Annotated in this window: 22 protein-coding genes and 1 tRNA gene; 8 read left to right on the top strand and 15 right to left on the bottom strand. The window is 66.9% G+C overall.

Annotated elements, in window-relative coordinates:
- Positions 1-6: 6 nt before the first annotated feature.
- The 8 genes from rho to QQZ13_RS05020 form a co-directional block, all read right to left on the bottom strand.
- Positions 7-1,989: a transcription termination factor Rho gene (gene rho / locus QQZ13_RS05055; RefSeq protein WP_284528062.1), complete on the bottom strand. Its 1,983-nt coding sequence runs from the start codon at positions 1,987-1,989 to the stop codon at positions 7-9.
- A gap of 158 nt (positions 1,990-2,147) precedes the next feature.
- Positions 2,148-3,086: a homoserine kinase gene (gene thrB, locus QQZ13_RS05050; protein WP_284528061.1), complete on the bottom strand. Its 939-nt coding sequence runs from the start codon at positions 3,084-3,086 to the stop codon at positions 2,148-2,150.
- The gene (thrC, locus tag QQZ13_RS05045) at positions 3,083-4,162 is read right to left on the bottom strand and encodes a threonine synthase (RefSeq protein WP_284528060.1); all 1,080 of its coding nucleotides are present in this window, start codon (positions 4,160-4,162) and stop codon (positions 3,083-3,085) included. Before thrC ends, thrB begins: the two co-directional genes overlap by 4 nt.
- A gap of 2 nt (positions 4,163-4,164) precedes the next feature.
- Entirely contained in the window at positions 4,165-5,523 is a 1,359-nt protein-coding gene (locus QQZ13_RS05040; protein WP_284528059.1) for a homoserine dehydrogenase, read from the bottom strand.
- On the bottom strand, positions 5,520-6,962 hold the full coding sequence (gene lysA / locus QQZ13_RS05035) for a diaminopimelate decarboxylase (RefSeq protein ID WP_284528058.1): 1,443 nt from the start codon (positions 6,960-6,962) through the stop codon (positions 5,520-5,522). The genes QQZ13_RS05040 and lysA overlap by 4 nt, the downstream gene beginning before the upstream one ends.
- 151 nt (positions 6,963-7,113) lie before the next feature.
- On the bottom strand, positions 7,114-7,950 hold the full coding sequence (locus QQZ13_RS05030; protein ID WP_284528057.1) for a DUF2993 domain-containing protein: 837 nt from the start codon (positions 7,948-7,950) through the stop codon (positions 7,114-7,116).
- An 11-nt stretch (positions 7,951-7,961) separates the two neighbouring features.
- On the bottom strand, positions 7,962-9,626 hold the full coding sequence (gene argS, locus QQZ13_RS05025; RefSeq protein ID WP_284528056.1) for an arginine--tRNA ligase: 1,665 nt from the start codon (positions 9,624-9,626) through the stop codon (positions 7,962-7,964).
- Positions 9,627-9,744: 118 nt separating this feature from the next.
- On the bottom strand, positions 9,745-10,590 hold the full coding sequence (locus QQZ13_RS05020) for a transglutaminase family protein (RefSeq protein WP_284528055.1): 846 nt from the start codon (positions 10,588-10,590) through the stop codon (positions 9,745-9,747).
- A gap of 102 nt (positions 10,591-10,692) precedes the next feature.
- Between QQZ13_RS05020 and QQZ13_RS05015 the strand changes: the two genes are divergently transcribed.
- On the top strand, positions 10,693-11,496 hold the full coding sequence (locus QQZ13_RS05015; protein ID WP_284528054.1) for an SGNH/GDSL hydrolase family protein: 804 nt from the start codon (positions 10,693-10,695) through the stop codon (positions 11,494-11,496).
- A gap of 16 nt (positions 11,497-11,512) precedes the next feature.
- Positions 11,513-11,585: transfer RNA gene (locus tag QQZ13_RS05010), tRNA-Arg, on the top strand.
- 230 nt (positions 11,586-11,815) lie between these two features.
- On the opposite strand, the gene QQZ13_RS05005 is transcribed toward QQZ13_RS05010, so the two are convergent.
- The gene (locus QQZ13_RS05005; protein WP_284528053.1) at positions 11,816-12,289 is read right to left on the bottom strand and encodes a hypothetical protein; all 474 of its coding nucleotides are present in this window, start codon (positions 12,287-12,289) and stop codon (positions 11,816-11,818) included.
- A 114-nt stretch (positions 12,290-12,403) separates the two neighbouring features.
- Here QQZ13_RS05005 and QQZ13_RS05000 point away from each other — a divergent pair, with 114 nt between their 5' ends.
- The 3 genes from QQZ13_RS05000 to QQZ13_RS04990 all read left to right on the top strand — a co-directional run bounded on the left by QQZ13_RS05000 (position 12,404) and on the right by QQZ13_RS04990 (position 15,189).
- Entirely contained in the window at positions 12,404-13,012 is a 609-nt protein-coding gene (locus QQZ13_RS05000) for a hypothetical protein (RefSeq protein WP_284528052.1), read from the top strand.
- 109 nt (positions 13,013-13,121) lie between these two features.
- Positions 13,122-13,442: a nucleotide pyrophosphohydrolase gene (locus tag QQZ13_RS04995; RefSeq protein WP_284528051.1), complete on the top strand. Its 321-nt coding sequence runs from the start codon at positions 13,122-13,124 to the stop codon at positions 13,440-13,442.
- The gene (locus QQZ13_RS04990; protein ID WP_284528049.1) at positions 13,429-15,189 is read left to right on the top strand and encodes a DNA/RNA helicase domain-containing protein; all 1,761 of its coding nucleotides are present in this window, start codon (positions 13,429-13,431) and stop codon (positions 15,187-15,189) included. Before QQZ13_RS04995 ends, QQZ13_RS04990 begins: the two co-directional genes overlap by 14 nt.
- 27 nt (positions 15,190-15,216) lie before the next feature.
- On the opposite strand, the gene QQZ13_RS04985 is transcribed toward QQZ13_RS04990, so the two are convergent.
- Entirely contained in the window at positions 15,217-16,437 is a 1,221-nt protein-coding gene (locus QQZ13_RS04985; RefSeq protein ID WP_284528048.1) for a hypothetical protein, read from the bottom strand.
- Between the two features lie 14 nt (positions 16,438-16,451).
- Positions 16,452-17,981 carry an McrB family protein gene (locus tag QQZ13_RS04980; protein WP_284528047.1) on the bottom strand — a complete coding sequence of 510 codons (1,530 nt, stop codon included), beginning with the start codon at positions 17,979-17,981 and terminating at the stop codon, positions 16,452-16,454.
- 373 nt (positions 17,982-18,354) lie between these two features.
- Between QQZ13_RS04980 and QQZ13_RS04975 the strand changes: the two genes are divergently transcribed.
- Complete coding sequence (locus tag QQZ13_RS04975; RefSeq protein WP_284528046.1) at positions 18,355-19,980, top strand: exonuclease domain-containing protein; 1,626 nt, start codon at positions 18,355-18,357, stop codon at positions 19,978-19,980.
- A gap of 124 nt (positions 19,981-20,104) precedes the next feature.
- On the opposite strand, the gene QQZ13_RS04970 is transcribed toward QQZ13_RS04975, so the two are convergent.
- From QQZ13_RS04970 to QQZ13_RS04960, 3 genes are all read right to left on the bottom strand, one after another.
- Complete coding sequence (locus tag QQZ13_RS04970; protein WP_284528045.1) at positions 20,105-21,901, bottom strand: hypothetical protein; 1,797 nt, start codon at positions 21,899-21,901, stop codon at positions 20,105-20,107.
- 83 nt (positions 21,902-21,984) lie between these two features.
- Positions 21,985-22,413: a hypothetical protein gene (locus QQZ13_RS04965; RefSeq protein ID WP_284528044.1), complete on the bottom strand. Its 429-nt coding sequence runs from the start codon at positions 22,411-22,413 to the stop codon at positions 21,985-21,987.
- A gap of 211 nt (positions 22,414-22,624) precedes the next feature.
- Complete coding sequence (locus QQZ13_RS04960) at positions 22,625-23,335, bottom strand: hypothetical protein (protein WP_284528043.1); 711 nt, start codon at positions 23,333-23,335, stop codon at positions 22,625-22,627.
- A gap of 506 nt (positions 23,336-23,841) precedes the next feature.
- On the opposite strand from QQZ13_RS04960, the gene QQZ13_RS04955 reads away from it, so the two are divergent.
- Positions 23,842-24,837 carry a hypothetical protein gene (locus QQZ13_RS04955; RefSeq protein WP_284528042.1) on the top strand — a complete coding sequence of 332 codons (996 nt, stop codon included), beginning with the start codon at positions 23,842-23,844 and terminating at the stop codon, positions 24,835-24,837.
- Positions 24,838-24,874: 37 nt separating this feature from the next.
- Here the strand turns inward: QQZ13_RS04955 and QQZ13_RS04950 are convergent, their stop codons facing one another.
- Entirely contained in the window at positions 24,875-25,330 is a 456-nt protein-coding gene (locus tag QQZ13_RS04950; protein ID WP_284528041.1) for a hypothetical protein, read from the bottom strand.
- Here QQZ13_RS04950 and QQZ13_RS04945 point away from each other — a divergent pair.
- The gene (locus tag QQZ13_RS04945) at positions 25,317-26,267 is read left to right on the top strand and encodes a hypothetical protein (protein WP_284528040.1); all 951 of its coding nucleotides are present in this window, start codon (positions 25,317-25,319) and stop codon (positions 26,265-26,267) included. The two genes, QQZ13_RS04950 and QQZ13_RS04945, sit on opposite strands and share 14 nt — an antisense overlap.
- Positions 26,268-26,468 lie beyond the last annotated feature (201 nt).

The raw sequence follows: 26,468 nt of genomic DNA, 5'->3' as shown, positions 1-26,468 counted from the left end.
TCCGGGTCAGCGGATGCTGTTCTCGTGCCCGTGGCTGTGGCCGCCGGCGTGACCGGTCGGGGTCGGGATCGACTTCTGCATCTGCACGAGGAACTCGACGTTGGACTGGGTCTCCTTGAGCTTGCCCAGCACGACTTCGAGGGCCTGCTGCGGGTCGAGGCCCGCGAGCGCACGACGCAGCTTCCACGTGATCTTGACTTCGTCGGAGGACAGCAGCATCTCCTCGCGGCGGGTGGAGGACGCGTTGACGTCGACCGCCGGGAAGATCCGCTTGTCGGCCAGCGAGCGGTTCAGGCGCAGCTCGCTGTTGCCGGTGCCCTTGAACTCCTCGAAGATGACCTCGTCCATCTTGGAGCCGGTCTCCACGAGCGCGGTCGCGAGGATCGTGAGCGATCCGCCGTTCTCGATGTTGCGGGCGGCGCCGAAGAAGCGCTTGGGCGGGTAGAGCGCCGACGCGTCGACGCCACCGGTGAGCACGCGACCCGAGGTCGGCGCCGAGATGTTGTAGGCGCGGCCGAGACGGGTGATCGAGTCGAGCAGCACGACGACGTCGCGACCGAGCTCCACGAGACGCTTGGCGCGCTCGATGGCGAGCTCGGCGACCGTGGTGTGGTCCTCGGCGGGGCGGTCGAAGGTCGAGGCGATGACCTCGCCCTTGACCGTCCGCTGCATGTCGGTGACCTCTTCGGGACGCTCGTCGACGAGGACGACCATGAGGTGGACCTCGGGGTTGTTCGTCGCGATCGCGTTCGCGATCTGCTGCAGGACGATCGTCTTGCCCGCCTTCGGGGGCGCGACGATGAGGCCGCGCTGGCCCTTGCCGATGGGGGCGACGAGGTCGATGATGCGCTGGGTCAGCTTCTCCGGCGCCGTCTCGAGGCGCAGGCGCTCCTGCGGGTAGAGCGGGGTGAGCTTGCCGAACTCGACGCGGTTCGCGGCGTCGTCGACCGAGAGGCCGTTGACTGCGTCGACCTTGACGAGCGCGTTGTACTTCTGGCGGCTCGACTGCTCGCCCTCGCGGGGCTGCTTGATCGCGCCGACGACGGCGTCGCCCTTGCGGAGGTTGTACTTCTTGACCTGGCCGAGCGAGACGTAGACGTCGCTCGTGCCGGGGAGGTAGCCGGTGGTGCGCACGAACGCGTAGTTGTCGAGGACGTCGAGGATGCCGGCGATCGGGATCAGGACGTCGTCCTCGCCGATCTCGGTCTCGAACTCGTCACCGGTCTGCGCGGTGCGGCGCTTGTTGCGCTGACGGCCGCGGCCCTGGCCCTGCGACGCGTCGTCGTCGGCGTCGGCGGCCGGAGCGGCTTCGGGGGCGGCGTTCTGCGCGGCCTGGCCGTTGCCCTGGCCGTTCTGACCGCCCTGACCGCTCTCGCCGCTCTTGTTGCGGTTGCGGCTGCGGCTGCGCGAGCGGCTGCGGCTGCGGCTGGGCGTCTCGGACGCGCCCTCGCCGTCGCCGGCGCCCGTCTCGGACGACGCGTCGCCCTCGGCGGGCTGGTCGCCCTCGGTGGCGGGAGCGTCCTCGGCGGCTGCGTCCGGGGCGGGCGTCTCGTCGGCAGCAGCCTCGGTCGAAGTCTCCCCGGCCGGGGTCTCCTCGGCCGGGGCGTCAGCGGGCGCCTCGACGGCGGTCGACTCGCCGCTCGCCGCGGCGGCGGCCTCGGCGTCGGCCTCGGCGGCGGGGGTCTCGGCGGCGGGCGACTCTGCCGGGGTCTCGGCGACGTCGGTGCTCTTGGCGCGGCGCGGAGCGCGCTTGCGCGGGGCCTTCGCCGGCTTCTCAGCGGCAGCGGGGGCCTCCTCGGCGGGTGCCTCGGCGGCAGGAGCCTCCTCGGCAGGGGCCTCCTCGGCGGGCTGCTCCTCGGCCGGAGTCTCCTCCGCGACCGGCTCGGCGGCCGGGGTGGTCTGGTCGGCGGTGGCCGACTCGGTGGGGACGTCCACGGCTGCGTCTTCGCGCGCGGCGTCGTCGGTCTGGATCTCGGAGATGGACTCCACGAGTTCTCCCTTTTACGTATGGATATGACTGACCGTGTCCCGGGCCCGTCCACAGCAGGCGCCATCCCACCCCACAGCGCGTCCGCGTCCTCGAGGGACGGCGATCGCCGAAGCGGGGGGTAACACGGTGGTTCGCAGATTTGCGACGGAGGCCAGATTCACGAGTAGCTCGTGGAACCCTCCGTATAGTCCCTCACTGTACCACCCTTGACGTCGACGGCGAGCAGGAGCGGCTCCCACGGAGTGTCCTCCGCGGCGGCGACCTCGACGGCCTCGAGACGGCGCCCGGGGCCGTCGGCGAGCACGAGCACGCTCGGTCCCGCACCCGACACGACGGCCGCGAACCCGGCGGCGCGGAGGCGCCGCACGAGCTGGTCGGTCGCCGGCATCGCCTCGGCGCGGTAGGACTGGTGGAGCTTGTCCTCGGTGGCCGCCATGAGCAGTTCCGGACTCTGCGTGAGCGCCGCGATGAGAAGCGCCGAGCGCGACACGTTGAACACGGCATCCTCACGCGGCACCTGCAGCGGCGCGAGGCCGCGGGCGACGCTGGTGGACATCGTGAAGTCCGGGACGAACACGAGCGGCGAGACGCCCCGGTGCACGAGGAGCTTCTTGTGCTGCGGGCCGTTCTCGTCCATCCAGGCGATCGTCAGGCCGCCGAAGAGGGCCGGCGCCACGTTGTCGGGGTGGCCCTCCATCTCGGTGGCCAGGCGCAGCAGCATCTCGGGGCCGAGGTCGACGTCGCCCGCCAGCAGGCCCTTGGCGGCGAGCAGACCCGCCACCACCGCCGCGCCCGAGGAGCCCATCCCCCGCCCGTGCGGGATCGTGTTCCGCGCCGAGAGGTGGAGGCCCGGCATGGGGCGTCCCACGGCCTCGAACGCGTAGGCGATGGCGCGCACCACGAGGTGCGACGCGTCGGTGGGCACGTCGTCGGCGCCCTCCCCCGACACGACGATCTCCAGCCGGCCGGCGGGAAGGGCGGTGACGGTGAGCTCGTCGTAGACGCTCAGCGCCAGGCCGAGCGTGTCGAAGCCGGGACCGAGGTTGGCGCTGGTGGCAGGCACCCGCACCGCGACCGACTCAGGCGTCCGGGTCATGCCGTCGGGGCCAGTCCGAGGACCGAGGCGACCTCACTGGTCGCCGCGTCGACGACCGTCGGGGTGATCTCGGTGCCGTCCGGCTGGCGCAGGGCCCACTGCGGGTCCTTCAGGCCGTGCCCCGTGACGGTCAGCACGACGCGCGAGCCGGCGGGGATGACGCCCGCCTCGGCGCGGTCGAGCAGGCCCGCGACGCTGATCGCCGATGCCGGCTCGACGAACACGCCGACCGTGCCGGCGAGGAGCTTCTGCGCCGCGAGGATGCGGTCGTCGTCGATGGCGCCGAACCAGCCGTCGGTGGCGTCGCGCGCCTCGAGGGCGAGCTCCCACGAGGCCGGGTTGCCGATGCGGATCGCGGAGGCGATCGTCTCGGGGTTGCGGACGACCTCGCCGCGCACGAGCGGGGCGGAGCCCTCGGCCTGGAACCCGAACATGCGCGGCACGCGGGTGGAGACGCCGCGCTCGGCCTCCTCGCGGTAGCCGCGGGAGTACGCCGTGTAGTTGCCGGCGTTGCCGACGGGGATGAAGTGGAAGTCGGGGGCGTCGCCCAGCTGGCTGACGACCTCGTACGCCGCCGTCTTCTGCCCCTCGATGCGGTCGGGGTTGACCGAGTTCACGAGGTGGACGGGGTAGTGCTCGGCGAGCTCGCGCGCGATCTCGAGGCAGTCGTCGAAGTTGCCGCGGATCTGGATCAGCTGGCCGTTGTGGATGACCGCCTGGCTGAGCTTGCCCATGGCGATCTTGCCCTCGGGCACGAGCACCGCGGCGGTGATGCCGGCGTGCGCCGCGTACGCGGCGGCGGAGGCCGACGTGTTGCCGGTCGAGGCGCAGATGACGGCCTTCGCGCCGTGCTCGACCGCGCGCGAGAGGGCGACGGTCATGCCCCGGTCCTTGAAGGAGCCCGTGGGGTTCATGCCCTCGAACTTGATGTGCACGTCGGCGCCGGTGATCTTCGACAGCGACGGCGCCGGGATGAGCGGCGTGCCGCCCTCCCCCAGCGTCACGACCGTCGAGGCGTCGGTGACGCCCAGCCGATCGGCGTACTCGCGCAGGACTCCGCGCCAGACATGTGCCATGTTCAGTCTCCTTCCACGCGCAGGACCGAGACGACGCGTTCGACGACGTCGCTCGACCCGAGACGGTCCACCGTCTCGGCCAGGTCCTGCTCCTGTGCCTTGTGGGTGCCGATGACCAGGCGCGCCCGGCCCTCCGCACCCGTGGTCTGCGCCGCGGCAGCCGCATCGGCGTCCGCGTCGATGATGCTCTGCCGCTCGATGATGGTCTGCTCGACGGTGGCGATCGAGACGCGGCCGTCGGCGAGGATCCCGGCGATGGTCGCCAGGACGCCCGGGCGGTCGTCGACCTCGAGGGTGATCTGGTAGCGGGTCACCGCCCGTCCGATCGGCGCGATCGGCAGATTGGCGCGGGTGGACTCGCCCACCCCGACGCCGCCGGCGATGTGGCGGCGCGCAGCCGAGACGACGTCGCCGAGCACGGCCGAGGCGGTCTGGATACCGCCGGCGCCGGCGCCGTAGAACATGAGGTCTCCCGCGGCCTCGGCCTGGACGAACACGGCGTTGTTGGCGCCGTGCACGCTCGCGAGCGGGTGGTCGCGGCGGACGAGGGCCGGGTGCACGCGCACCGAGATGGCCTCGCCACCCTCGTCGTCGAGCCGCTCGCAGACCGCCAGCAGCTTGACGACGTAGCCGGCGGCGCGCGCGGCGTCCATCATCTGGGCGTCGATGGTCGAGATGCCCTCGCGGTGGACGGCTTCGAGCGGGACGGTCGTGTGGAAGGCGAGCGAGGCGAGGATGGCCGCCTTCTGCGCGGCGTCGAAGCCCTCGACGTCGGCGGTCGGGTCTGCCTCCGCGTAGCCGAGACGCTGCGCGTCGGCCAGGACGTCGGCGTAGTCCGCGCCCTCGCCGTCCATGCGGTCGAGGATGTAGTTGGTCGTGCCGTTGACGATCGCCAGGATGCGGCGCACGCGGTCGCCGGCGAGCGAGTCGCGCAGCGGCCGGACGATCGGGATCGCGCCGGCGACGGCCGCCTCGTAGTGCACCGAGGCGCCCACCTGGTCGGCGGCCTCGAACAACTCGGGCCCGTGGGTCGCGAGGAGCGCCTTGTTGCCGGTGACGACGTCGGCGCCGGCGTTGAGGTCCTGCAGGAGCGCGGTGCGGGCCGGCTCGATGCCGCCCATGAGCTCGATGACGATGTCGCTGCCGACGATCAGGGGCTCGGCGTCGGTGGTGAGCAGCTCGCGCGGCAGGTCGGTGTCGCGGGGGGCGTCGAGGTCGCGCACGGCGATGCCGACGAGTTCGAGCTGGGCTCCGGCGCGGTCGGCCAGTTCGGCGGAGTGCTCCAGCAGGAGCGCCGCGACCTGCGAGCCGACCGAGCCGGCTCCCAGGAGTGCGACGCGGAGTCGGCGGTCCTCGGTCATTCGTTCCCCTCGTTGATCGGGTCTGTGGGGTCTGGTCGGTCGGTCGGGTCGGCGCCCACGTCGCGCGCCAGGATGTCGGCGATCGACTCGCCCCGCACGATGACGCGGGCCCGGCCGTCGCCGACGGCGACCACGGGAGGGCGCGGGACGGCGTTGTAGTTGCTCGACAGCGAGTAGCAGTAGGCGCCGGTCGCGGGAACGGCGAGGAGGTCGCCCGGGGTGACGTCGCCCGGGAGGTACTCGGCGTCGACGACGATATCGCCGGATTCGCAGTGGCGGCCGACGACACGTGCCAGGGCGGCCGTGGCGTCGGAGGTGCGCGAGGCGATGCGGGCGGAGTACTGCGCGCCGTAGAGCGCGGGACGGGCGTTGTCGCTCATGCCGCCGTCGACGCTGACGTACAGGCGGGTGAGGTCGTCGCTCACCTGCACCGGCTTCACCGTGCCGACCTCGTACAGCGTGACGCCGGCGCGGCCGACGACGGAGCGCCCCGGCTCGAAGGCGAGATTCGGGATCGGGATGCCGCGGACGTCGCACTCGCGGGCGACCGCGTCGACGATGCCCGTCGCGAGCTCGTCGATCGGCGTCGGGTCGTCGACCGACGTGTAGGCGATGCCGAAGCCGCCGCCGAGGTTCAGCACGGGGACGTCGCCGCCGGCGAGCAGCTCGGCGTGGAGGTCGACGAGCCGCGCGGCCGACTCGGCGAACCCGGCGGTGCCGAAGATCTGCGAGCCGATGTGGCAGTGGAGTCCGATGAATGCCAGCGACGGCAGCTCGCGGATGCGGGCGACGACGGCCGGGGCGTCGCCGAGCGCGAAGCCGAACTTCTGGTCCTCGTGCGCGGTCGCGAGGAAGTCGTGGGTCTCGGCGTGGACGCCACTGTTGACGCGCACGAGCACTGCCTGCCGGGCGCCGCGGCGCTCGGCGATGGCGGCGAGCCGCTCCACCTCGATCAGGCTGTCGACGATGACGGAGCCGACGCCCACCTCGACGGCCTGCTCGAGCTCGGCGACCGACTTGTTGTTGCCGTGGAGGCCGATGCGCGCCGGGTCAGCTCCCGCGGCGAGCGCGATGGCGAGCTCTCCCCCGGTCGCGACGTCGACGGCGAGTCCCTCGCCGGTGACCCAGCGGACGACCTCGGTGGACAAGAACGCTTTGCCGGCGTAGTAGACGCGGGCGTGCACGCCGTGGCGGGCGGTCGCGGTCTCGAAGGCGGTGCGGACGGCGCGGGCCCGGGCGCGGACCTCGGGCTCGTCGAGCACGTAGAGCGGCGTGCCGAAGCGCTCGCGCAGCTCGGCGACGCCGACCCCGCCGATGCTCAGCGCGCCGTGCGCGTCGCGGGAGGCCGACGTGGGCCATACCTCGGTGGCGAGGGCGTTCGCGTCGTCCGGCACGGCGAGCCAGTCCGGCACGGGCGCACGGTTCTCGGAGGCGGACACGGAGGGCACCAATCGGGTGGGGATGGCGGCTGTCGGCGGGATGATCACGCCGGGACAGTCCTGAGATGCGGTGCTGAAAGTCTAGGGCACCGTGCCGGGCGCTCCCGTCCGTGTGACTGCGGGAGGCGCGGTCCGTCGCGGAGGTGAGCCCTCAGGCGCAGGTGCCGTTCTCGCGGGCCGAGGCGTCGCGCAGGATCGAGCTGTCGATCTCGAAGTCGACGACGACCGCCGCCGGGTCGACCTGCACGCCCGTGAGGGTGAGCGCGGCGGGCAGGTACTGCGCGATGCACACGTCCCAGTCGCGCACGACGGTGGAGGCGAGGGCGCCGAACTGCTGCACGATCGATTCGGCGGAGATCTCGGCGTCGGCGATGCGCAGCGAGGTCGGCGACAGGACGAGCTCGCCGTTCTCGGCCCGCGGGGTCAGCGCGACCCCCACGGGCACGGTGGTGACCAGCGCGTTGAGCTCGAACGTCACGGCGACGTCGGGCGCGTCGATCTCGACCGTGTCGGCCGGGAAGTCCTCGAGCGTCGCGAGCAGCGTCTGCAGCTGGGCTTCGTCGATCGTCGCGGTCGCGTAGGCGCCGCTCCAGTCGCCCGCTCCGTGGATGGGGACGTCCTGGGCCAGCACCGAGATGTCGGCGGTGAGGCGGCCGAGCGGCACGTCGTCGGACGCCACCCGCACCTCGCCGAGGCTCCCGACGATCAGCCCGAGCAGCACGGGGCCGTCGACCTGGACGTCGACCTGCTGGTCGGCCGGCAGCGACAGCTGCGTGATCGTCTGCTGGCGGATGGTCTGCTCGACGATGCTCCGCGCGATCGCGTCACCCGCGAACCAGGCTCCGATGGCCAGCGCGACCACGATGACGAGGGAGACGAGCCACGGCCAGCGCCGGCGCTTCCGACGCGGCGGCTCGGCCGGGCTCGACAGCACCCACTGCGCCCGCGGGTCGGGCAGCGGCTGGGTGGGCTGATCGTCGGCGCTCATCGCGGCATCCGTCACATGCGCTCGGGAGCGGAGACCCCGAGCAGGTGCAGGCCGTTGCGGAGCACCTGGCCCGTGGCGTCGTTCAGCCACAGGCGCGTGCGGTGGAGGTCGGTGACCTCCTCGTCGCCGAGCGGGGTGACGCGGCAGTTGTCGTACCAGCGGTGGTAGAGGCCGGCGAGCTCCTCGAGGTAGCGGGCGACCCGGTGCGGCTCCCGCACCTCGGCCGCGAAGGCCACCACGCGCGGGAACTCCTGGAGTGCGCCCAGGAGCGCCGATTCGGTCTCGTGGTTCAGCAGCTCGGGCGCGAACGCGTCGCGGGTGACGCCGACCGACGCGGCGTTGCGGGCGACGTTGTGGGTGCGCGCGTGGGCGTACTGCACGTAGAAGACGGGGTTGTCGTTCGTCCGCTTCTGCAGCACGTCGAGGTCGATGTCGAGGTTCGAGTCGGCCGAGCTGCGCGTCAGCGAGTACCGGGCGGCGTCGACGCCGACGATCTCGACGAGGTCCTCCATCGTGACGACGGTGCCCGCGCGCTTGGACATGCGGACCGGCTGCCCCTCCTTGACGAGGTTGACCATCTGGCCGATGAGGATCTGGAGGTTCACATACGGCTCGTCGCCGAACGCGGCCGTCATCGCCATGAGGCGCTGGACGTAGCCGTGGTGGTCGGCGCCCAGCATGATGATGCAGCGGTTGAAGCCGCGCTCCCGCTTGTCGAGGTAGTAGGCGAGGTCGCCGGAGATGTAGGCGGGCTGGCCGTCGCTCTTGATGACGACGCGGTCCTTGTCATCGCCGAAGTCCGTGGAGCGCAGCCAGGTGGCGCCGTCTGCCTCGTAGATGTGGCCGAGCTCCCGCAGACGTGCGACGGCGCGGTCGACCGCACCGGAATCGTGCAGGTCGTTCTCGTGGAAGTACACGTCGAAGTCGACGCCGAACTCGTGGAGCGACGCCTTGATCTCGTCGAACATGAGGCCGACGCCGACGGAGCGGAACGCCTCCTGCTTGGCGGCGGGGTCGAGGGCGTCGATGTCGCCGTCGTAGGCCTCGACCACGCGCTGCGCGATGTCGGTGATGTAGCCGCCGCCGTAGCCGTCTTCGGGGGTCGGGAGCCCTTCGTGGGCGGCGACGAGGCTGCGCGCGAACCGGTCGATCTGCGCGCCGTGGTCGTTGAAGTAGTACTCGCGGGTGACCTGCGCGCCCTGCGACGACAGGATGCGGGCGAGTGAATCACCGACGGCCGCCCAGCGCGTGCCGCCGAGGTGGATCGGGCCCGTCGGGTTGGCGCTCACGAACTCGAGGTTGATGACCTCGTCGCTGCGGCTGTCGTTCGTGCCGAAGTCCGCGCCGGCGTCGACGATCGTCTTGGCGAGGGCGCCGGCGGCGGCCGCGTCGAGGCGGATGTTGATAAAGCCGGGCCCCGCGACCTCGACGCTCGCGATGCCGTCGGTGGCGGCGAGCGCCGTGGCGATCTCGGCGGCGAACTCGCGCGGGTTCGCGCCGACGACCTTACTGAGCTTGAGGGCGGCGTTCGACGCCCAGTCGCCGTGGTCGCGGTTCTTCGGGCGCTCGAGGACGAAGTCCTGCACCATGAGCCCCTCGCTCGAGCCGGGGCGTCGCGCCTCTGCGAGAGGGGTGACGACGGCGAGCAGGGCTTCAGACAGGGCTTCAGGATTCATGGCCTTCCGATTCTACGGTCGGCGACCTGGGCGTTCGTTTCGTCTCGCTTCGCTCGCTCAACGACCGGGGGGCGTTTCGGTCGTTGAGCCAGGAGCGCAGCGACGAGACGAAACGGGCTCAGGCCAGCTGCACCAGCGCGCCGAAGTCGTCGAGCGCCGGGTCCGATGCCGCGGCAGCCGCGTCGATCGCCTCGACGTCGGAGGTGTCATCCGGCACCACGACCGCGTCGACCCGCATGCGCTGCAGGCCTACGTGGCCACCGTGGTAGCTGAGGAACGCGCAGTCGGCGGCATCCCGTCCCGTCGCGATGCGCACCAGCGAACGGCGGTTGGCGAGCCGCGTCGCGTCGATGACGTACCAGGTGCCGTCGTGGTAGGCCTCGGCGACCGCGTGGAAGTCCATGGGGCGCAGGCCCGGCGCGTAGCAGGCGGCGTAGCGGGCGGGCATGTCCATAGCCCGCAGGAGCGCGATCACGACGTGTGCGTAGTCGCGGCAGACACCTTGGCCGGTCATGAGCGTCGTCACCGCGGAGTCCGTTCCCTGGCTGAGCCCCGGCGTGTAGGTCGTCGACGTCGCGACGAACTCGCTCACCGCCGTGATGAGCTCCTCACCCTGCATGCCGCGGAACTGGCGACGCGCCTGCGAGAACACCTCGTCGGACTGGCAGTAGCGGCTCGGACGCAGGTAGGTGATCGCCTCGAGGTCGCTCGTCGCGCGCGGCGAGACCTGTCCGTCGATGAGCGCCTCGTACCGCACCTGGAGCAGGCCCGCCTCGCCCTGCAGGCGGTGCAGCCGGCTCCCGGACTGGTCGATGATCTCGGTCGGCGTGTACACGCGGTCGCCCTGCGCGAACGTCAGCTCTTCGCGCACGACGGGCGCCGGCTGGGCCGCCGCGATCTGGAAGATGAGGTCGACGGGCGACCCCAGATCCAGGTCGAGTTCGGCGGTCACGATGCGATGCACCGGGATATCCTCGCATGCCCGCGAGGGTGCTGGATCACCCCCACAGGAGGCGGTCGGAGGAAACCGTTTCCGCCTGTGGGATTCGTGACATATCCTCTCGGCATGGGGGCGAGGGAGCGGGCCACGGAGAGGGCCGACAGCCGGTCGCGCGTGCGCGCCGTGCGGCCGCCGGCGTGGGCTGTCGCCGCACTCGCGGTGCTCGTGATCGCGATCGCCGTCCTCGCGTTCTGGCGCCCCTGGGCGCAGCCCGCCGCGAGCATCGCCGCCGGTGCGGAAGAGGTCGTCGCCGTCACTCCCCCGGAGCTTCTCGACCTGCCCGAGAATCCGCGCGTGCTGATCTTCGGCGACTCGTGGACCTGGGGAGAAGCCGCCGCACCCGGCGAGGGCTACGCGTACGTCGTCGCGGACATCGCCGGCTGGACCACCGTCGTCGACGGCATCCAGGGCAGCGGATACCTCCGCGAAGGGAAGAACGGCCTCACCTTCGGGCAGCGCATCGACCGGCTCGACCCGGCACCGAACCCCGAGCTCGACCCCGACCTCGTGATCGTGCAGGGGTCGATCAACGACCGCAAGCTCTACCCAGAGGGCTATCGCGACGCCGTCGTCGCCGCGTGGGACGCACTCGCGGAGCTGTATCCGTCGGCGCGCATCGTGATCCTCGGGCCCGCGCCTCATATCCTCCCGGTCGAGGAATCGACCATCGCCGTCGACGCCGAGCTCTCGCGCCTGGCCGCCGCCCGCAGCTGGTGGTACATCTCCCCCCTCGCCGAGGAGTGGATCACCGACGCCGACTACCTCGACGTCATCGACACGAGCGAGGTCGGCCGCAACCACCCGTCGACCGCCGGCCACCGCTACCTCGCCGAGCGGCTGGCCGCGGCGGTAGAGGCCATCTCGCGGTGATAACCTCGATCAGTGCGCCTCCGTAGCTCAGGGGATAGAGCGTTGGTTTCCGGTACCAAAGGTCGCAGGTTCGATTCCTGTCGGGGGCACTTCTTCTAGATTGAGGATCGCCGGCCTTCGGTCTCCGCACCGCAGAGGGACAGCATGGAGTTACCGACTTCGAAGGTCCTGCACCGGACCGCTACGAACTCGCTCTGTGGCCCGTCGACGAGCAGCGACCGGACGCGATCCATCGGCAGACCAGCGATCAGGCTGCGTACTGGCACGAGGTGCGGGGCTCGAAGTAGAACTCACTTGCGGTCGATGTGCACCCGCGTGATCACGGGACGGGTGCGTCATAGGGCTCGTACGTCTTCAGCTCCCCCCACCGGGTCCACCCCGGGAGAGGCACGAGAAGTGCGGCGCATCCGGAGTATCCGGTCTCACTGAGCCGCTCTCCGTCCTCCATCGTGAGCGTGACACGCGAGCGGCCTAAAGCCGATCTCTCCGTCGCACGACCCGCGATGGCGGCTTCAATGATCCGCTTAGCCCGCTCAACGTGCTCCGGAGCGTAGTCGAGCTCAAACCGACCCCCGGGGTGACCGACCTCCACGATCAGCCATTGCTCGGAGGTCAGCGAGATCGCGCGCGCTCGCGGATTTCGCGGCAAGATATCGCAGGCACCCATGCGGCCTTCGTAAAGCGACCCGACCTCGACAGAAGCTGCGGTTCCCACCAGATCGCGCGCGTGATCGACGAGCATGTCGAACGCGCGCCACTCCGATTGGAACTCGGGGTCATGGTCGGAGCTCACGGTTTCAATCTATGACGCCCGATGGCTCTCACGGCGAAGCGGGGCGGTCGCCCACCAACGAGTTCGTGGAAGATGAAGATGCACGGCCATGAGCAGCGGTTGTAGCGTCCTTTCATGAGCACGCCACCCGAGCCATCTCCGTGGATTCCCGCGCCACCCAGCGTTCCGCTGCGCGGTGACGAGAGGTTCCTAGGCATGGACGCTACGGTCCAGGATTTCTGGCGTTTCGCGATGTCAGACCTGCGCGTGAACAACACGCGTGGGTATCTGGCGGAGTTCATGGTGGCCCGGGCGCTCGGCGTGAACGCGCTGCGCACCGAATGGGATGACTACGACGTGCTGTGGAACGACATCGCGATCGAGGTGAAGGCGTCAGCTCACCTTCAGGTGTGGGCGCAGCGTCAGCTGTCGCAGATTCGATTCACCGGTCTGCGTGCCCACTCATGGGGTGATATCGAGGCCGGGATGTCGCCCGAGAAGAGCTACAAGGCGGACGTGTACGTGCTCGCGGCGCACACCGTCCGGGAGCATAACGCCTACGACCCACTCGATGTCTCGGCATGGTCGTTCTTCGTCCTACCGCAGGCGCAACTCGTGTCGCTGAACGTCGACAGCCTCAGCCTGGCGAGAGTCAGTGGGCTGACCGAAGCCGTCGGCATCACGGAGCTCGCCGCGGCCGTCCTGACGGCACATGGGCGCAACGCGAATCTCGTGCAGCGCTGAGAGAGCCCCGTGCTCTCTGGTGCCAGCGAGGAGAAAGCACGACGAAGTCAAGCGCATTCCGATGCGTTCAAAGGCGACCCAGGGCCAGCTCTGCGCTAGCGTCGCAAACGTGACGAGTGAGCGAGTTCGTGAGGCGTTGTCCGGCTTTGTGCGCGAGCGTGACTGGGGTCAGTTTCATACCCCGGCGAACCTTGCGAAGAGCATCTCGATCGAGGCGGCTGAGCTGCTCGAGTGCTTCCAGTGGAGCGATGACGGTGACGAGGCGCGCGTCCGCGAGGAGCTGGCCGACGTCGTCACCTATTGCACGCTCCTCGCCGAACGACTGGGGCTCGATCTAGACGACATCGTTCTCGAAAAGCTGGCGGTCACCAGCGCCAAGTACCCGGCCGAGCGGTCGAAGGGACGGAGCGCGAAGTATGACGCCCTTTGAGATCGAGCGGCTGGACTTCACACACCGCGCGGTCGCGAACTGGGCAGTCGGTGACGAGCGTCGCGCGAACTGGCCCGTTGTATACATCCTGGACAATGTCGACTCTTCAGGTTTGCCCTCGGTGTACGTGGGCGAAACCGTCAGCGCCGCGTCGCGAATGCGTCAGCACCTCCAGAATCCATCGAAAGCAGGATTCCGTCGCGTCCGTGTCGTCATAGACGAGAGGTTCAACAAGTCGGCGTGCCTCGACCTCGAGTCGCACCTCATCCGCTGGCTCGCCGGTGACGGGAATTTCACCGTGCTCAACGGGAACGAGGGCATCATCGATGCGCGGTACTACGAGCGCGATCAGTACCGCCAGAGCTTTCGTGACATCTTCGAGCAGCTGCGCTCCGACGGCGTCTTTCAGCGCAGCATCCCGGAGATCGAGAACAGCGACCTGTTCAAGCTTTCTCCCTTCAAGGTGCTCACGCAGGAGCAGGCCATCGCGGTCGAGCAGATCGTCGAGGCACTCCTCGCGGACCTCGCGACAGGCACGCGATCGACCAGCGTCATCCAGGGCGATCCGGGTACGGGCAAGACGATCGTGGCGATCTTCCTGATGAAGCTGCTGGCGGACATTCGCGACTACGAAGACACCGATGAGATCGAGCAGGACTCCCTCTTCTCTGAGTTCTTCGTCCCCGAGAATCGAGAGCTACTGAAGAGCGTTCGCGTCGGCCTGGTCGTACCCCAGCAGTCGCTTCGAGAATCGATCAAGAAGGTGTTCAAGAAGACGCCGAAGGTGAGTGAGGACCTCGTCTTGAACCCGTTCGATGTCGGCAAGTCGTCTATGCCGTTCGACCTGCTTATCGTCGACGAGACGCACCGGCTCAATCGCCGCGCGAACCAATCCTCGGGCATGCGCAACCGCGACTTCACCGACATCAACGAACGGCTCTTCGGATCTGACGACCTCAGCAAGACGCAGCTCGATTGGATCCGAGCGCAGAGTACGCACCAGATCCTGCTCATCGACGAGCAGCAAGGTGTGCGGCCGGCAGACCTCCCGAGCGAGGTTCTTGCCGCTGAGATCACTGACGCCAAGCGAGTGCATCGGTGGTTTCCGTTGGCGAGACAGATGCGGGTAAGGGCGGACGCAGACTACGTGGGATTCGTCCGCCAGTTGCTTCGGGGTGAACTTCGCACGGGCGACCGCCCAGACTTCGGTGAATACGACCTGCGGTTCTTCGAGAGCGTCACGGAAATGCAGCAGGCCATCCGCGACCGCAACCGCGAGGTGGGGCTCGCCCGACTCGTGGCGGGCTACGCCTGGGACTGGAAGACCCGCGGCAACGGACCCGGCTTTGACTTCGAACTGGAGGGAATTGGGTTCGTCTGGAATCGCACGGACAAGGATTGGATCAACTCCCCGGGCTCAATCGACGAGGTCGGCTCGATTCACACGGTGCAGGGTTACGACCTCAACTACGCCGGCGTGATCATCGGCGGCGACCTCCGTTACGACGAGCCCACCCGACAGGTTTTGGTCGACCGCGACGCCTACCGCGACAAGAAGGGCAAGGAGAACCTCGCGAAGCTGGGAAGGGAGACGACTGACCGGGATCTCCTGACACTGATTCAGAACATCTATGGCGTGCTGCTCACGCGAGGAATCTTGGGAACTTACGTCTACGTGTGCGATCCAGATCTACGCGAGTACGTGCGCCAGACGATCGCGAGCGTCGGTTTCGAGCAAGCTCTCTGAAACAAAGCTGATGCTGGGCTTCTCCTCTCAGGCGGTGGCGAAGACCTTAGTCGCGACCCCCTCCATGTGCTTGCGAGCAGACTCTGCGAAGCGGCGTTCAGAGTCTTCGGGATCAGTCCCTTCGCCAATTGCCCAACGGAGACGTGAAACGTGGATGTCGCCAACCTTTAGCGAAGGGTGAAGTACCTCAATTTGGGCGAAGTCCGCGATAACCGCGTGCGGACTCTTGTATGCCGCGGCGAACAGGACGGCTTGGGCGAGATCCTGGCGATTCCAGCTTCGATCACCAATCTTGTACTTGACGTCCCCCGTGAACGGAGGCGGCCCAATCTCGAGGTCTGGATTCACCGACACAAACGCGGGGAGCAGGTGACGTCCACCAGTCTTGACGACGCGCATCGGGGCGAGTGCGTCAGCGAGCACCTGGCGGATCGCATCCTCGGCAACGGCTGCCGAGTTGAAGAGGAACGTCCCAGAGGCGTGGTCGCCGGACTCGAGGGAGCGGCCGACCCCGGCAAGAATGTCGAACGCGTACTTCAGAGCTGTCTGGTAATGGCGGTAGCGTGCGGGGAGTCGGTCGAGATCAACGTCGTCCCGCGCTTCACGGGACGCAGGGGGAAGCTCGCGTGCAAAGTAGGCCAGCCTCATCCGAAGGCGTTCGTTAACCGCCGGGGAGCGAATCGACTGGGAAACAGCCGCTGCCAGGTACTGGTTGAACGGTGTGGCTTCGGAGAAGTCGTCGAACTCGCAGTCCACGAGAATTCGGCCCTGCAGCCACTGGCGGGATGTTGACACCAAGCTGACATGGCCCCGCACGTGCGGAAGCCGTTCCGACGAATGCACGTAGTCCTTCACAAGACCCCGACGGAATAGCGTGTCGAGCTCTCCAACGAACCACTCGATAACGAGTCGCTGCAGACCTGCAGCGGCCTCGAGCGACGTCATCGCCGAGTCGACGCGAGGCATGCCGTTTGACCGGGCGAGCAGGTGCATGAAGTGCTGCATGCCAATCTTCGGTTCGACGATGATCGTGAGGTCCGGAAGTCCGACGACGCCAACTACGTTGCCAACTTCGATGCGCCAGCTGCCTCCGAAGAGTTTGGTCAGCCGGAAGACGGATCGGGAATCGTCGCCGTGCGCGCCGTTGCTTCCCCACCACCGCCGCTCCCCCGCGAGCTTCTTGCCGAGGAGAGCCAGCCTCCCCGCTTGGTCGTCGGTGAGCCCATGTGTGGCTGTTCGCGCCTCCATGAGGCGGAGTGTCTTCATTCGCCGAAGAGGCCCTCAACGCTTAGGCCATCAAGACTCGCGACGTTGCCGCCGACGTAGTCCTCCAGTAGCGGCTGCACCTGTCGTTCCCACACTGCCCGCAGAGTGGCCCGACTCATTCGATCCAGCATGAAGTAACTGTGGCCGATGCCGTGGTGGCGGTCACCCATGAGTGCGAAGACTGCTTCATTCAGGGCATCGAATCCGGAGTACAGGGACGGTCCAAGCTCATTCACATGGCCTTCCTCGGAGTAGTGCGCCTTGAGAATGTCCGATGATGGGGTGACATCGAAGAAGTCGAAGCGCCTTCGTAGCGCGAAGTCGACGCTCCGGATACTCCGGTCCGCGGTGTTCATGGTTCCGATGATGAACAGCTGTTCCGGCAACGCGAACCTATTCCGGTACATGAGTCGGACTTCCTGCTCGCGGTACTCAAGCAGGTAGTACAGCTCGCCGAATACACGGGGAAGATTCGCCCGATTCATTTCGTCGATGATCAGCACGCGCGGCTGGCCGTCCTCTGCGATGGCGTCGGCCAGTTGGACGATCGTCCCGGCAACCGGGGCGAACTCGAACGCGCCGGTGGAGCCAATCGTCGGGCGGAGACCCTCGACGAACTCCTCATACCCATACGTCGGATGGAACTGCACGACTTCGATCTGCGGATTGTTGTCGACGTACCCCGCTTGCCCGAGAAGGTAGGCAGCAAGGTGGCGAGCAACGAAGGTCTTGCCCGTGCCGGGAGGTCCCGCCAATACGATCTGCGGACTCGCGTCCCGAAGGCTCTCAACCGTGTTCAGGATCTCGTCCTCAGACCAGTGGATCGCGTTTCTGATCGTCCTGAGTTCCACCTGCCCCGCGTCTTGGAACGCCGGCACCTCGCGGACCGCCGGCTCCGCCGGGGTGCGATTCTGACTGGGAAGTGCGTCGGTAGTCGGAAGGATCGTCAATAGCTCTGACAGCCACCGCAGGTGCCGTTTGATGTCCCCGTCACTCGGGATCCCGTCTCGGCCGTATCTGAAGGCCAGCAGGTTGCCACGAGCGTACTGGGCGCCGAGACCCGGGTCGCGCAGGTCGACATCACGAGTTGCTTCGTCCATCAACGGAGTCCTCGAGGCCGGCGATTCAGATACTCGGCGCCATCCATCTGAAACGTTGACTTCGATGCCGCCCGGATCCAGCTTGGTTACGCCCTGGTTGAGCGACAGATAGGCCGCAGATCCGTCCGCGGCAAACAGGAGCACGACGTACCAGCCGAGGGTTGGTCGGGGCGATTGAGCAGGATCGAAAACCCGTACCCAGGGCACCTTGGCATTGTTGCCGGCCCCGTTGCTTCCCTTCACCTGCGATACATGATCATCCGACGAGGCGAGAAGTGAGGCGAACTCAGTTGCGATTGCGTTGATCAGTTCGCGCCGGCGCGACATCGCGGGCGAAGCCAGGGGGGTGAAGTGGACTTGGAGCTCGAGCACTCCCTGGATCAATTCGCCAAGGCCACGCGGGAGGCTTTGGGGTTCGTCTGTCATGTCGCCAACCTATTGCAGGGGCGAATCCGGTCGGCCGCGCCATCCCGGGCCCGCGGGCAACGAGAGTACGGATCCGAATCAGCGCTTGCCGATCGTCCGACACTGCGATCGACCGCGGTCGCTTCGCTGTACTGAGCGGATGCAATCCCCCGCAGCGAGTACTGGCGGCTCGGACGCCTCGACTAGTAGACGAGTCGCCCCGATACCCGGTGGTCAATGCGCGGACATCGAGGTGAGTGACGGGACCTGAACCCGTTGCTCACTTGACGACATGCCTGTGTGTCATCGCACACGTACATGCCAGGTCGGCCCGCCGCGGCATGATGGGTCGAGTGCGCTCCCCAATCGGCAGCGCAGGGACATGGGGAGAAGCATGGGCTGGCTCGATTGGTTGTTTAGCGGCGGTAACGCGAAGAAGGAGACGGCGGCACCGCGGGTGGCCCCGCCGCCTCCGCTTTCGCGCCCGCCCTACTTCGCCATCATCGACGTGGAGACTACAGGCCTATCCCCGAAGAAGGACCGCGTGCTTGAGCTCGCGGTCGTCCGAGTGGATCAAGGCGGCAACGTCGTCGACGAGTGGTCAACCCGGTTCAACCCCGAGGGGCCTGTCGGCGCAACACACATCCACGGGATCACGCAGGCCGATGTGGCGAACGGGCCCCTTTTCCGCGATGTCGCCGCTTCCGTCGTGCCGTACATCGCGGGGCTGCCCATCGCCGCGCACAACGCGCGCTTCGATCTTGCGTTCCTGCGCGCGGAGTTCAGCCGCGCAGGCTGGGACGTTCCCTGGCTGCCGGCATACTGCACGCTCGACGGCAGCCACCACTACATGCCTGATCTGGACCGCCGTCGTCTGGTCGACTGCTGCTGGAGCGCTCGCGTCCCGCTGAACGGTGCGCACTCGGCCCTCGGCGATGCTCGTGCGACCGCCGGCCTTCTTCGCCACTACCTGCAGGTGCAAGGTCGAGTGGGTCCGCACCCGGCACTTGTCTCGGTGCAAAGTGACGCACGAGGCGTGGTGTGGCCCTCAGGACCCAGCCGGGCACCTCTTGAATTCTTGCCCGACGAGCGGGTCTCGGCTCGGTCGCGTCCGATCAGGGTCACCAAGGCGAAGCCAAAGCAGCCTGCGCTCATCACCCAGCTGTCGAAGCTCAGCCTCCCCGAAGTGCTTGACGAGGGGGCGCCCGTAGGATCACTCACGTACGTCGAAACCCTGCTGGATGCGCTCGAGGACGGCGTCATCTCCGAAGATGAAGCTGCCGCTTTGCAGGACCTCGTCGAGGTCTACGAGCTCAGTGACGCCGATGTGGCTGACGCGCACCAGGCCCTAGTGCTCGCCCTCGCGCACAAGGCGCTCGACGACGGCCACGTTTCCCGCGACGAGCGGACCGAACTCGAGTCCATCGCATCGTCACTGCGACTGTCGGGCGAACTCGTTCCGAAGCTGATCTCCGAGGCAGACGCCGCGCGCGCGACACGGCTCGGCGCGAAACTCGGTCCGCTTCCTGCGGACTGGGCACTCGGGGAGCCGCTGCGCGTCGGCGACAAGGTCGTTTTCACGGGCTTCGATGGGCGCGAACGTGAACGAGCACGGCTGGAGCGGCGAACCCAGGAGCTCGGCGTCCGCGTGCTCGGAACTGTTTCCGGTCTCACCGCGATGCTCGTGAGTGACGGTTCCTTTGCAGGAGGAAAGCTCGCGCGAGCACAGGAACTCGGTACCCGCATCGTTGATCCGGAGACCTACGCCATCTTGGTCAAGCACCTCCAACCCGCCAAGGCCGCGGCACCCAAGCCGAGACGTGCCGCAGCAACGACCACGACCGCCGCCGCTGGGACCACGCCCATCACGGTTCAAACGACCACCTCTCCCGGTGCGATCCGCGCCTGGGGCATCGAGAACGGCTACACCGTCGGAGTTCGTGGCCGGCTTTCGACGGAACTCGTTCAGGCCTACGAGCTTGCGCTGCTCGACGCGCAGAACGAGCCCGCCGGGCCGTAAGCAGATTCTTGAACGGGCGACGCACGGTCCCGGGGCGTTGCGGGCGGCGCCGCAAGGTGCGTCGGCTCGTAATGTCGCGGAGCAGTGCTCGGACGACCCGGCGCCGCTAATCCGAGCGTGTGACCTATCTCCAGATCCAACCCAATCGACGCCGAAGCTCTTTTCGCGCTGAGCGCAGCGGCTGAGGAAGTAGCCTGCGAAGCTCATCGGCGTCAGTCGACACGGGTAGGGCGCAGAACAGTCCGGCGAGCCTGAGCAGCACCGCTGTCTCGGTCGGAGAGAAGGTGAACTTGAAGCCGTGCGCGGCGAGGTTGCGGGCGTTCGACCCGGGGGAGAGTAGAGCGACTCGAACTGCTCGCACCCAATCGGGGTCGAGGCCGAGCTCCTCCAGCTTCTCGATGTAGAAGTCCATGGATGGAAATCGACCTGGCGAGCTCCCTCGCTCCAAGCGATAGATCGCTTCGTCAAGTCGCAGCAAGAGGCCGCGCGCTCCTGCCTCGATGAGCGGTAGCGCGATTCGGGCGGCGTCGGAGTAGCGCTCCTCCCAGAAGAGGCCCAGGGCGGAGGCAAACTCGACGGTCAGGAGCCGGTCGGAACCGTACCGCGCCGTCATGCGGGTGGCGACATCGCTGATCGCGACGGCGCCATATGTTCGCTGGATCTCCCATAGCTCTTCGGCGAGGAGGATCCCGTGGGTGCCGATGACGAGTTGCTCCATTCGGAGGATTTCGCCGTCCTCGAACGCGTCGTTGGTCCTTTCCGGAAGACCATGCACGCCGAACACCGTCGTCGAGAATAGTCCGCGGATACTGCCTTTCGCAGCGTCAAGGGCCACGTTCTTGTTGTGCTCGTACGATCCAGCGGGCGAGGGCGACGCAAGGAATACAGCGAGAGCTTGCTCCCAGGAGCCGGCTCGTGCCACCCGACGGATGTGACTGCGGACTGCCACGGTCGGTAGGCGCTCGGTCGACTCAATGGCCTGCCACCCCATCGCATCGCGCGGGATTGACTGCATCTTGCGGACGGCCGCGTCATACGCGTCGGCGGCACCATGGTCCTTTGCTAGCTGAGCGGCTTTGGAGGCCCAGTGCATCTGGAGGAAGCCTTCGCCGTCCTCGGCGGTCGAGAGATACCGTTCCGTCTGCCGCCGGGTGGCATCAAGTCTTTCTTCTTCGGTGCGGGCCCAACGACGACGACAATCAGCGATCCAATCCGCGGCGTTTGCGTCGCGGTAGCGACTCTCGGCGGCGTTCAGCAAGTCTGAGACCGTCGCTCGCTGCTCATCCGAGGGCACGAATGTGCGGGGCGTTTGGGTCAACATTTCCAGGACGCGGGCCGGTCCACCCGGCGCAGTCTCGGTGTCGAGCAGACGCCTCGCTAGATTGACACCCGCGAGCCAGACATCGGCTTCTGCCGTCATACGTCGCGAACGGGCAATCGAAGCCGCTCGAACGATCACCATCGCTGCGTAGAACGAGTCCGTCGAAGCGCGCTCCGCCGTGTCCAGGTAGCCCGCCACGGTCGCCGATGCGTGCTGAGCGCTGGTATCTGTTCTGGACGTCAGGATCAGATCAGCCAGGTGGCCGCGGACGACCGGCTCCGTGACTGTCGAAAATAGTCCAAGCCACAACCTCACGGAATCGGTCGGTGTATCACTAAGCGGGCGGACTCCCCAGAAGCCCGCGTTCGCGTCCTGAGGCGTAAGCCGCGCCCGACCCTCGCCTGAAGGGTCATCGTCGAGCTCGTATCCAAGGAGCGTCGTCAGCTCACCTTGGAGTAAGGGTGGCAGCGCTTCGAAAACGGCATTCCCGTAACATGCGCCCGCGACGTCGGCCGGTTCGCCCGCGGGACGACCAAGCGCCTCGAGTACGGCAGCAGCCTGAGCCACATGCGCCTCTTGAAATGCGTACCGGTCAGTCACGTATGGTCGCCCTTCTGTTGCAGCTTCAGAGACAGGACGATATGCCATCCCGGGGACAGTTCAAGTCGTAGCGCCGGCTGCCGCTAGCGGAGAGCGTCTTCGTAGGCCGCGAGCCAAACACCGCAGATAATGCGTCGGGCTTGGGCGGCGAACGCAAGTCGAGCGAACCAGCCACCGAGAATGACGAGACCCCCGCTCGTCACCCATCCCAGGAACTCGCCGATGCCACTAGCCGAGAGGGTGGTGCCGACTAGAACCGTCAGTGCAGCGATAACGACGGCGAAGATGGCCGCGGGGGCTTCCGCCCCATTCATGCTGTGGGCGCGTAGCACCCCGAGTACGGCGAGCCGGACGTCGGGTTTGTCTGCGGTATTCGCAATGAAGTCGTTAACACGGGCGGCCGTGAGCGGCGCGTCCGGTCCGGTGGGCAGGTACCGCACCGCTCCCGCCGGCACCCGGTCAGTGAGGTACGGAACGGAAGCAGAGACGAATGGGGAGCGAACCTTCGGCACGGGACCACCCTCGCACCCACGGCTGACATTCCCTCGGAGCCAATCGGGTACTCGAACAAACTGGAGTCCCTGGACTACCCAGCCGCGTGGTCGGACCGTGTGTGAATGCGCCTGCGACGACCCTTCCGCAAGCGCCCGGGGTCGGGGAGTGCCTCCCGCGGTGGCGCGTCCTGGGAATAGTCATACTGACTCGTCAAACCCCTTCGGTGCGTCAGTTCGGTCGCCGAAGGTGCTTCTGCAGTTCGGTCCTGAAAGATGTCTTTGTGTCCGCCATCCACGACCGGTAGAGATCGCGGTCGTTGGGTCGCACAGGTCGCCAATCGTTATTCAAGCCGGTGAAGTCGGGCGGCTGACCGCCGTCCCAGCGAATGTACTCGAGGGCCATCGCTCGCAGCCGATGGATAGACGGCTCCAACATCGCCAACTCCGCGTTGCCTATGTCGACCAGATCGGCTTCGGAGGCCGCGTGGAGCTTGTCATCGATGACGACAGAGCGCGAGGCGCGCCAGGTGTGGGACAAGTCGCGCCAAGCATCTATAGCCACTGCGCTGGGCTGAAACACCAGTTCAGCCTCGCGTTCTGCATCGAGCATGGCCCCGTGATTGGGGTACTCCTCCGAGGTGAGGAGCAGGTGACCAAGATCTCTCGGTCGCATGTCGTAGAGCTCGTCGGTCCAGGAGTAAATGAACCGACCGTACGTGTCAGCTGCTACTGACCGACGCTCCGCGGTGCGAACTTCGCGCTCGGCGGCGAGCTGTTTAGCGGCGAGGTCGCGGTCGTGGCGCAGCTGTCGACGAAGCGCCAACACGGTAGCCACCCCAGCAAGGAGGACGCCGATGAGAGTCTGGAGCGCCCCGGCAGTCCACGCCGGCGAGGCGATGATGCAGCCGAGCTCCGACCACCAGGCCAAGTCCTTGCACATTGTCCGTCGCTATCTGAGTGAGGGAAAGCCGATCCCCCGGCAAGCGAGGGTCGATGCTTCTGCATGTTGAGTCGAGCGACGAGAGTGCGCCTCACCGTGACGAAGCACGCGATCGCAATATAGCGGAGCCCAGGAGTGTCATCGCAACACGCTCACCGTCCCCCGCGACCGTTCCACACCCGCCATCGGTGGCTGGCGGGTGCCGGTTCGAACAGCCCGGCGGAGACATGCGCGACGGCGGCGCCATGGCCGGTAGAGCTCCCGCCAGCCGAGAGAACCACACCGACCCCACCGGGTCCCCGCAGACGAGCCCAACGCGACCCAAGACCCAAGACCCAAGACCCAAGACCCAAGACGAACTGAGGCAACAAGGAAGAGAGAGAAGGAAACAGCGATGCACGCAGGCACCAGGGGTGAGCGACACCCTTTAGAAGCACTCCCCCACATGTACCTCCAACGCAGAAAAATCCCTGGATAGCTGCGAAAACTAAGCATAGTCTTGCGCCGTGCGAGGACGCCTCGAGCGATGGAAGCGGGGTGTCGAATCCCGAGGGGTTCGACAGTCAATCAGCTACGCGTTCGAGGGCACCTGCGATGCACACCAGCAGCACTCTCCCGGCATTGATGCGCTCGAAGCGTACAGCGCGGCCTCCGATTCGACCGTCCTCGATCTCCTCGAAGCGCTCGGGGAGGCGGGGAACATCCACTTGGTCGACAAGTCATACTTCGTGAGTTCCAAGCTTGTCGGGACCCTCTTGGCCGAGAATCCCGATTCCTTGATCCCCGGTCAGCCGCGCGAGTGGGCGGACTATCTGCATTCGGCGGGCCCGCCGGCCGTCGGTCAAGATCGGTGGCGGACGCTGCTGTCCCGATTCAATGAGCTCATCCGGGCATACCGTCGGCGGGAAACGAAGAGGCCCGCGCCGGACAGATTCTTCAACGCTCTGGAGGATGCCTGGCGACACTCGAACGATGAGTATGTAAGTGAACTCCTCCATCAAATGTGGATGGACCGCGAGGATGCGGCTGACCTGGCGAACGCACGGACGTCAGCACTACGGGAGTTCGACCCGATGTGGCCAGCGTTGGTCGCCGTGGCACGTACGTGGACGCTCAGGCTCGGAAACGTGGCACTGGAGTACGTAGCCGACAACTACGGGGACATAGACACGGAGTCCCGGTTCGAGATATTGGAGGCCGTCCGGGTCCCCACGCTCATCACGGGTCGAGTGCACTACGGCGTCGATCTCCGGGACCTACGATTCGTGGACTCCAAGTTGGATGCACGTGTCCAGGTCGCTGACATCCTGGCGGGAGTGGCCCGAGAGATGGCGAGCCTCGCGATGAGCGGGATCTTCGACAACGAGTTGCAGGTTCGCGCCCATCAGATGTTGGACTTCAACGTGATGTGTTCGACCGGCTCGCCCTTGGACGTCTTGGTCGAGCGTCGCCCTGTTCGTTACATGACCGAGTGGATGGCGTCGGGCGAACACGCCCCCTGAGGTTCCGGGCCCCGGAGCTCGGTCGGACTAGACGAGATCAGCGGGACGGCGGCACACGTGCCCGGTAATGCCCGCGGTGGTGAACGGTCATGCGCCAGACGCATGTCCTTAACCCGAGTCCCAAGTTGGCGATGGCGGACCAAGGGAAGAATCGCGCGCCCTCCACGCCGGAACCACCAAGGCGCTCTCCTCGACCGTCGTGGGTCGGCGTTATGGGCCCGGGCGCGTCGTCGGGCCCGCGACCCGAAACACCGATGATGCTCACCCCCTCGACCTGGATGCGAATCTCGTATCGCAACTCTTCGCCGCCTTGACCGTCGTCGTAGCGAATGGGATGAGCCAGATTTATTGCGACGATATCCCCGACCTTCACGTCTAGCGGTGCGTCCTCCATGCGCTGACGAAATCGGATACCGCTGCTGCGCCTCACGTCGTTACCCAATCCATGCGGCAGGATGGGCCCCGTCTGCGCAACGAACATGATGGGGGCCATCGTGCGGGTTTCTGAGTTCTATCGGCTTGGCATTACGCAGCCCTCGCTTGAATTCGTCGATGTCGACGTAACGGGTGACACCAGAGTGTTCGTTGACCCCCACGCGTTCACCACAATGGAGAGCGATTGGGCGCGCGAGTGCGTCAGTCTTCTTCAAGACTTTTACGGCGAACTATTGGCAGCCGTCAGAGCGTCACACCGAGCGCGAGCGATGTACCTGCTCGGACGACTGGGCGAATCGAACGAAGCACACCTCGGCCTGTCGAGTGCGCAAGCTCGCGGTAGTGGCGTTGCGACGGGCATTGCAGCCGACATCTACGACGCTCTCGGGATGAGCAGCGCGGTCGTATCGGGGATCCTCAGCGAAGTTCAGGAGACGGTCTTGTTCGTTGATGGCGTCGGGCACGACCGAGTCTCCGATATGACCATCAACATCATCCGCAGCCAGTTGATCAAGTTCACCCAGGACGTGTGCTCTCTGTACGGCATCCCAATGGTGCAGCGACTCGACTCAGGCTGGATGTGGGACCGTCGAACGCAGTCGTGGGTGACTGACCATGTCGACCTGCCGATGCCAAATGGCAAGCTCTTGCTAGTTCCGCTAGCTGTCGTCCGCAAGTCCCCCACCTTTGACCCAGGCGACTATCTCTCGCACTTCGTCCTGCCCTACCTTCAGCAAGTCGAACTCGACAGTGCTCACTCAACTCTCGTTCGCCGGCGAACTTCTAGACGCTTGCGCGGCGAACGGTTCGTCACGAAGAAGTCCATTCTGGAGCGCGACCCAAAGCCTCGGAAGCACTGGAACAACGAAGTCACGGACCGGAAGCCGGACCTGCTGGAGGACTATCGCCGCGCCAAGTCAGGCATAACCGAGCCACCCGGACATGACGACATCGCTTCAGCCTTCGGGACGCCCCTGTGCGTCAGGATGGGGTGAGACACCAGCACTGCTGACCTTCGCACTGCACGGGGCGAGAACGGACCAATACTGAGATGACGATGACGGTTGCTGACGTCGGCACCGATGATGGGGCTATGGCTCCTCGTGCTGACCGGCCCAAGAGGCGGACGTTCACCGCCGAGTTCAAAGCGGCGATCCTGGCCGAGTACGACGCCGCGGACCGCTCTGGGCGTGGGG

It is taken from the genome of Microbacterium sp. T2.11-28 (assembly GCF_950097975.1).
In the GTDB taxonomy this organism is placed as follows: Bacteria; Actinomycetota; Actinomycetes; order Actinomycetales; family Microbacteriaceae; genus Microbacterium.
The sequence above is the reverse complement of the archived record's forward strand: the minus strand, read 5'-3'. Positions and strand labels throughout refer to the sequence as shown.

Coding starts and splice junctions, on each gene's coding strand:
- thrB (WP_284528061.1), bottom strand. CDS start 3,086: ATGACCCGGACGCCTGAGTCGGTCGCGGTGCGGGTGCCTGCCACCAGC.
- thrC (WP_284528060.1), bottom strand. CDS start 4,162: ATGGCACATGTCTGGCGCGGAGTCCTGCGCGAGTACGCCGATCGGCTG.
- QQZ13_RS05040 (WP_284528059.1), bottom strand. CDS start 5,523: ATGACCGAGGACCGCCGACTCCGCGTCGCACTCCTGGGAGCCGGCTCG.
- QQZ13_RS05030 (WP_284528057.1), bottom strand. CDS start 7,950: ATGAGCGCCGACGATCAGCCCACCCAGCCGCTGCCCGACCCGCGGGCG.
- argS (WP_284528056.1), bottom strand. CDS start 9,626: ATGAATCCTGAAGCCCTGTCTGAAGCCCTGCTCGCCGTCGTCACCCCT.
- QQZ13_RS05015 (WP_284528054.1), top strand. CDS start 10,693: ATGGGGGCGAGGGAGCGGGCCACGGAGAGGGCCGACAGCCGGTCGCGC.
- QQZ13_RS05000 (WP_284528052.1), top strand. CDS start 12,404: ATGAGCACGCCACCCGAGCCATCTCCGTGGATTCCCGCGCCACCCAGC.
- QQZ13_RS04990 (WP_284528049.1), top strand. CDS start 13,429: ATGACGCCCTTTGAGATCGAGCGGCTGGACTTCACACACCGCGCGGTC.
- QQZ13_RS04985 (WP_284528048.1), bottom strand. CDS start 16,437: ATGGAGGCGCGAACAGCCACACATGGGCTCACCGACGACCAAGCGGGG.
- QQZ13_RS04980 (WP_284528047.1), bottom strand. CDS start 17,981: ATGACAGACGAACCCCAAAGCCTCCCGCGTGGCCTTGGCGAATTGATC.
- QQZ13_RS04975 (WP_284528046.1), top strand. CDS start 18,355: ATGGGCTGGCTCGATTGGTTGTTTAGCGGCGGTAACGCGAAGAAGGAG.
- QQZ13_RS04960 (WP_284528043.1), bottom strand. CDS start 23,335: ATGTGCAAGGACTTGGCCTGGTGGTCGGAGCTCGGCTGCATCATCGCC.
- QQZ13_RS04945 (WP_284528040.1), top strand. CDS start 25,317: ATGATGGGGGCCATCGTGCGGGTTTCTGAGTTCTATCGGCTTGGCATT.
- QQZ13_RS04950 (WP_284528041.1), bottom strand. CDS start 25,330: ATGGCCCCCATCATGTTCGTTGCGCAGACGGGGCCCATCCTGCCGCAT.